This is a genomic window from Ideonella azotifigens, from assembly GCF_006519715.1.
Classification (GTDB): Bacteria; Pseudomonadota; Gammaproteobacteria; order Burkholderiales; family Burkholderiaceae_C; genus Ideonella; species Ideonella azotifigens.
Map to the genome: position 1 here is coordinate 1 of NZ_VIDT01000552.1, position 3,713 is coordinate 3,713.

Here is a 3,713-nt window from a genome sequence, read left to right on the forward strand (position 1 = left end):
GGCGCGCGCGCCTACGTCACCAAGCCGCTGGCCTTCGATGAAGTGCTGCGCGAGATCGACGCCGCCCTGCAGGCCGGCAAGGCGCCGCCGCAGGCGGCCTGAAGCCAGCGGCCCGGCAGTTCAACGGTTCATCGGAAACCGCAGGGCCGTCCCAAGTTCCCTCATCCCCTTCGAGGCGCCTGACGCAAAGCGGCAGGCACGGGGGTGATCATGACCGGCTGCGCCAGGCCAGCCTGGCAAGGCACGTCGCCCAGCAGCCGCTGATAGTCGCCAGAGGCATGCAGCGCCGCCAGACCTCGGTTGAAGTCGGCCAGCAGCGCCACGCTGCCGGGCAGCTGGCGCGGCAGCATCAGGTGGGTGGTGAACTGGTTGGTGATCAGCCGCGGGTGGGCGCGGATGGTCTTGCCCTCGGCAGGCGTGAGCTGGGTGTCGATCAGGTGGCAGGCCACGTTGCGCTCCAGCAGCATCGCGTCGACCCGGCCTGCCGCCAGCTTGCGCAGGCCGGCCAGGTCGTCAGGCGTCCAGTCCACCTTCAGCGTGCCGTCATTGAAGCGGGCGATGAACTCGGGCGTGTAGGTGTAGGTGCGGATCGCCGCGAAGGTGTAGGGCGCCAGATCGGTCGGCACCTGCCAGTCCAGCTTCAGGCCGGCGCGGTACAGCACCACCCACTGCTCGGTCAGCACGTTGTCGCTGAGCAGGAAATCGCGTTCGCGGTCCGGCCGCCGGCCCCAGTAGGCCGAGCCGTCCCACAGCCCCGCCTTGGTCTCTTCCTGCGCCCGGCCCCAGGGCATGAAGCTGTAGATCACCTCATGGCCCGCGGTCTTCAGCGCCTGTCGCACGATGTTCAGCGCAATGCCCTGGTCGGCACGCGACTGCGTGGCATACGGCGGCAGCTCGCCCGTGGCAATGCGCAAGCTGCGGGCCTGCGCCAGGCCGGGCAGCGCAATGAGACATGAAAGCGAAATGAAAACCAGGCGGGCAAGGCAACGACGGCGCATGGGCCCGCAATATAGGCGCGCCCACCGGGATTGGCGAGCGCGCGCGGCGCCATTGCCCACGGCGTTTCAGATCGCGCAGCTGACCGGCTTCGCGCCCAGCGGCCCGCTCAGCACCGCGGGCGCGATGCCCACCAGGTAGCCGCGCCGGCCGCCGTTGATCAGGATGCCTGGCAGCGCCAGCACCGTGGCCTCGACATAGACCGGCATCGCCTTGCGCACGCCGAACGGCGAAGTGCCACCGACCTGGAAGCCGGTGTGGCGCTGCGCCACCTCGGGCTTGCAGGGCTCGACGCTCTTGGTGCCGATGGCCCGCGCCAGGTTCTTGGTGCTGACCTGCTTGTCGCCATGCATCAGGATGATCAGCGGCTCGGCCTTCTCGTCCTGCATCACCAGCGTCTTGATCACCGCATGCTCCGGGTGCCCGAGCTGCCTGGACGACTCGGCCGTGCCGCCGTGGTCCACGTAGTCGTAGACGTGTTCGGTGAAGGCGACGCCGTGGGCTTTCAGCCACTGGGTCGCCGGGGTTTCGCTGACGTGTTTGTCCTTCTTGGCCATGCTCGCATTGTCGCCGCCCGAGGCGGGAAAAAGATGTTTGCCGCCGGGCCGCCCCAAGGCAAACGCTCCCCCTCGGGGGGGCGACGCCGCAGGCGTCTTGGGGGCAAACATCACTCACTGTGCCGGGTCGCGCATCTCCAACCGAATTGCATCAATCTCAGCCAACAATTCCGGGCTCAGCGTCGTGCCCCAGGCGTCCAGATCCTCATCGAGCTGCGCGAGCGAGGTCACGCCGATGATGGTGGAAGCCACGCGCCAGCTGGTGTAGCAGAAGGCCAGCGCCATGCGCGTGGGCGTCAGCCCGTGCTTACGGGCCAGCGCGTTGTAGCGCTTCGCAGCGGCCAGCGCGGCAGGCCGGCCCCAGCGCTGCTGCTTCATGCGCTCGAAGCGGGCAATGCGGCCAGTGTTGCCAGGATCATCGAAACCGCGCTCGTCGTACTTGCCGGTGAGCAGCCCGAAGCCCAGCGGCGAATACGGGATGGAGGCCACGCCCAGCCGGTGCATCACCTCGTCCAGCCCGTTGTCGATCTGGCGGTTCACCAGGCAGTATGGGTTCTGCACCGTCAGCACCCGCGGCAGGCCATGCTGCTCGGCCACGCGCACGAACTCGGCCACGCCGTAAGGTGTTTCGTTGGACAGGCCGATGTGCCTGATCTTGCCGGCCTTCACGAGTTGCCCAAGCGCTTCGAGCTGGTCGTGGATGCTGGTGTATTCGGCCTCCTGCTTCGGGTCGAAATACATGGCGCCGAAGCTGGGCGCGTTGCGGTTGGGCCAGTGGATCTGGTAGAGATCGATCACGTCCGTCTGCAGGCGCTTCAGGCTGTCGTCGCAGGCGGCAAGGATGTGCGCGGGCTTCAGGTCCGGCGCACCGCCGCGCACCCAGGGCATGCCGCGCGAAGGGCCGGCCACCTTGCTGGCCAGCACCACGCGCTCGCGCATGCCGGGCCGCTGCGCGAACCAGCGGCCGAGGATGACCTCGGTCGCGCCAAAGGTCTCGGCGCGCGGCGGTACCGAATACATCTCGGCCGTGTCGAGGAAATTCACGCCGCGTTCGACGGCACGGTCCAGGATCGCGAACGCGGTGGGCTCGTCCACCTGCTCGCCAAAAGTCATGGTGCCCAGGCAGATCGGGCTGACACGCAGTTCGCTGCAGCCGAGGTTCAGGAGGTTCATCGTGGGCATTTGAACAAAGGCAAAGCCGAGAGTTTGCCGCAGCGAGGCAATTCCTGCCGGTCAGAGAGACTGACTGTTTGACGATGTGTTTTTATTGTTTTACAGTAAATTCATGCGCAAATCGACCGCTCGCCCCACCCTACCCTCCGCGCCGCTGCTCGGCCCCACGCCATCGCTGGCCCAGCGCCTGCGCCGGCTGGCACTGGCCGTTCAGGGCCTGGTGGCGGCAGGCGCCGTGCTGCTGCTGGCCTTGCTGATCTGGCGCATGGTGGCGCCGGCCGAGGCCTTGATGGCCGATGAATGGCTGGCGGGTGCGTCGATCCGTTCGCTGTTGATCGGAAACTTCACGGCGGCAGTGCGATGGCGCATGGTGGCGGTGAGCCTGTGCTCGATGGCGTTGGCCTGGGCAGTGCTGTGGCAGTTGTGGTCCTTGTTTGGCCACTATCGGCAGGGTGCGGTATTCGCTGCGCCCGCCGTGCGGCACCTGCGGCGCCTCGGCTGGCTGATGCTGGCGCACGCGTTGAGCCAGCCACTGGCAGGCGCGCTGATGACGGTGGCCGTCTCCATGGACAACCCCGCAGGCAAACGCCAGCTGCAGCTCTCGTTTGGCTCCGACGACTATGCCGGGCTGCTGATGGCGCTGGTCTTCTTGGCCATCGCGCGGGTCATGGCCGAGGCCGCCCGGGTGGCGGCTGAAAACGAGCAGTTCGTCTGACCACCGCATGCCCATCATCGTCAACCTCGACGTGATGCTGGCCAGGCGCAAGATGCGCTCGCGCGAGCTGGCCGAACACGTCGGCATCACCGAGCAGAACATCTCGCTGCTGAAGTCCGGCAAGGTGCGCGGCGTGCGCTTCGACACCCTTGCCGCCATCTGCCGCGTGCTCGATTGCCAACCCGGCGACCTGCTGGTCTATGCGCCAGGCGACGACGCCCCTGCCGGCGACACCGATGGCTGAGCCCACTACCGCTCATGCCTGGCCGCTG

5 protein-coding genes are annotated in these 3,713 nt (G+C 67.4%); 2 read left to right on the forward strand and 3 right to left on the reverse strand.

All coding sequences use genetic code 11. The features are described from left to right. Nucleotides 1–161: 161 nt before the first annotated feature. The 3 genes from FKP22_RS23855 to FKP22_RS23865 all read right to left on the reverse strand — a co-directional run bounded on the left by FKP22_RS23855 (nucleotide 162) and on the right by FKP22_RS23865 (nucleotide 2,726). The gene (locus tag FKP22_RS23855; RefSeq protein WP_141290159.1) at nucleotides 162–998 is read right to left on the reverse strand and encodes a substrate-binding periplasmic protein; all 837 of its coding nucleotides are present in this window, start codon (nucleotides 996–998) and stop codon (nucleotides 162–164) included. Between the two features lie 66 nt (nucleotides 999–1,064). Beyond that, the gene (locus FKP22_RS23860; protein ID WP_141290160.1) at nucleotides 1,065–1,553 is read right to left on the reverse strand and encodes an aminoacyl-tRNA deacylase; all 489 of its coding nucleotides are present in this window, start codon (nucleotides 1,551–1,553) and stop codon (nucleotides 1,065–1,067) included. 114 nt (nucleotides 1,554–1,667) lie between these two features. Further along, a complete protein-coding gene (locus FKP22_RS23865; RefSeq protein ID WP_141290161.1) occupies nucleotides 1,668–2,726 on the reverse strand; it encodes an aldo/keto reductase in 1,059 nt (352 codons plus the stop codon). 112 nt (nucleotides 2,727–2,838) lie between these two features. Between FKP22_RS23865 and FKP22_RS23870 the strand changes: the two genes are divergently transcribed. Beyond that, nucleotides 2,839–3,441 carry a DUF2975 domain-containing protein gene (locus FKP22_RS23870; protein WP_141290162.1) on the forward strand — a complete coding sequence of 201 codons (603 nt, stop codon included), beginning with the start codon at nucleotides 2,839–2,841 and terminating at the stop codon, nucleotides 3,439–3,441. A gap of 7 nt (nucleotides 3,442–3,448) precedes the next feature. Beyond that, the gene (locus tag FKP22_RS23875; protein ID WP_141290163.1) at nucleotides 3,449–3,685 is read left to right on the forward strand and encodes a helix-turn-helix domain-containing protein; all 237 of its coding nucleotides are present in this window, start codon (nucleotides 3,449–3,451) and stop codon (nucleotides 3,683–3,685) included. Nucleotides 3,686–3,713: the final 28 nt, after the last annotated feature.

Coding starts and splice junctions, on each gene's coding strand:
- FKP22_RS23855 (WP_141290159.1), bottom strand. CDS start 998: ATGCGCCGTCGTTGCCTTGCCCGCCTGGTTTTCATTTCGCTTTCATGT.
- FKP22_RS23860 (WP_141290160.1), bottom strand. CDS start 1,553: ATGGCCAAGAAGGACAAACACGTCAGCGAAACCCCGGCGACCCAGTGG.
- FKP22_RS23865 (WP_141290161.1), bottom strand. CDS start 2,726: ATGAACCTCCTGAACCTCGGCTGCAGCGAACTGCGTGTCAGCCCGATC.
- FKP22_RS23870 (WP_141290162.1), top strand. CDS start 2,839: ATGCGCAAATCGACCGCTCGCCCCACCCTACCCTCCGCGCCGCTGCTC.
- FKP22_RS23875 (WP_141290163.1), top strand. CDS start 3,449: ATGCCCATCATCGTCAACCTCGACGTGATGCTGGCCAGGCGCAAGATG.